This is a genomic window from Ancylobacter polymorphus (genome assembly GCF_030813495.1).
GTDB classification, from domain to species: domain Bacteria; phylum Pseudomonadota; class Alphaproteobacteria; order Rhizobiales; family Xanthobacteraceae; genus Ancylobacter; species Ancylobacter polymorphus.
Genome location: NZ_JAUSUI010000021.1, coordinates 1 through 1,656, shown reverse-complemented (window position 1 = coordinate 1,656; position 1,656 = coordinate 1). Strand labels below are relative to the sequence as shown.

At 71.4% G+C, this 1,656-nt stretch carries 1 protein-coding gene; it reads left to right on the top strand.

Annotated elements, in window-relative coordinates; genetic code table 11:
* Positions 1-1,656 (top strand): beta strand repeat-containing protein (locus tag J2S75_RS22435; protein ID WP_307023469.1); only part of this gene is annotated, 1,656 nt, incomplete at both ends.

The window sequence follows — 1,656 nt, the reverse complement described above, 5'->3', positions numbered from 1 at the left end:
CTTCGCCTCCGCGCGCGACATCACCCTCACCGGCGGCGGCACGGTCAGCACCGATACCGCCACCACCCTCACCCTCTCCGGTGTCCTCACCGGCGATGGCGGCCTGACCAAGACCGGTGCCGGGACGCTCATCCTCTCCGGTAGCAATGACTACACCGACGGTACGACGGTCTCGGCCGGCACGCTGCAGATCGGCGCCGATAGCAATCTCGGCGATGAGGAGGGCGACCTCACCCTCAACGGGGCCACGCTGGCGACGACCGCGACCTTCGCCTCCGGTCGCGGCGTGACGCTCTCCGGCGGCGGCACGTTCAGCACCGACAGCGCCACCACGCTCACCCTCTCCGGCGTCCTCACCGGCGATGGCGGCCTGACCAAGACCGGCGCCGGCACGCTCATCCTCTCCGGCACCAACGACTACACCGGCGGCACGACGGTCTCGGCCGGCACGCTACAGGTCGACGGCAGCGTCGCCGGGGCGGCCTCGGTGGCGAGCGGCGCCACGCTCCAGGGATCCGGCTCCCTCGCCGGCACCGTCTCCGTGGCCGATGGCGGCACCCTCGCCGGCGCGCAGGGCAGCGGCCTCACCCTCGGCGGGCTGGTGCTCGCCGCCAGCTCCACTGTCGAGGTCACGCTCGGCGCCTCCAGCGCGGGCGGCGTGTTCACCGTCTCCGGCGACGTGACGCTGGACGGCACGCTCAACGTCACCCAGGCCACCGGCTTCGGCGCCGGCATCTACAACGTCATCAGCTATAGCGGCAGCCTCACCGATAATGGTCTGAGCGTTGCCTCGCTCGGCAGCGACTATGTCGGCGGCGTGCAGACCTCGGTGGCGGGCCAGGTCAACCTCGTGGTCGAGGACACGGACGCTGCCATCCAGTTCTGGAACGGCAGCACCACCACGGCGACGCAGACCGTGGTGGGCGGCGACGGTAGCTGGACCGCGGGCGGCACCACCAACTGGACCAATGCCTCCGGCACCATCCCGCAGGCCTGGAAGGGCGGCTTCGCCGTGTTCCAGGGCATTGCGGGAACTGTGAGCGTCGACGATGCCGACGGCGAGGTTGGCACCGGCGGGATGCAGTTCGTCACCTCCGGCTATGTGGTGAGCGGCGATGCGCTCACCCTCAGCGGCAGCGCCGGGGACATGGTCACCCTGCGCGTCGGCGACGGCACGCTGGCGGGCGCGGACACGGTGGCGACCATCGCCAGCACCCTGACGGGCGCGGCCGGGCTGGAGAAGACCGATTACGGCACGCTGGTGCTCTCGGGCACTAACACCCATGAGGGCGGCACCACCGTCACCGCCGGCACGCTGTCGATCTCCGCCGACGCCGCGCTCGGCAATGCCTCGGGCGGGCTGACCTTCAACGGCGGCACGCTGGCGACGACCGCGACCTTCGGCTCGGCGCGCACGGTGACGCTGACCGGCGACGGCACGTTCGACACCGCGACCGCCACCACGCTGACCCTCTCCGGCACGATTACCGGCGACGGCTCGCTGACCAAGTCGGGCGCCGGCACGCTCGTGCTCTCCGGCACCAACGACTACACCGGTGGCACCATTGTCTCGGCGGGCACGCTGTCCATCGCGGCCGACGCCGCGCTCGGCAATGCCTCGGGTGACCTCACCCTCAACGGCGCCACGCTGGCGAC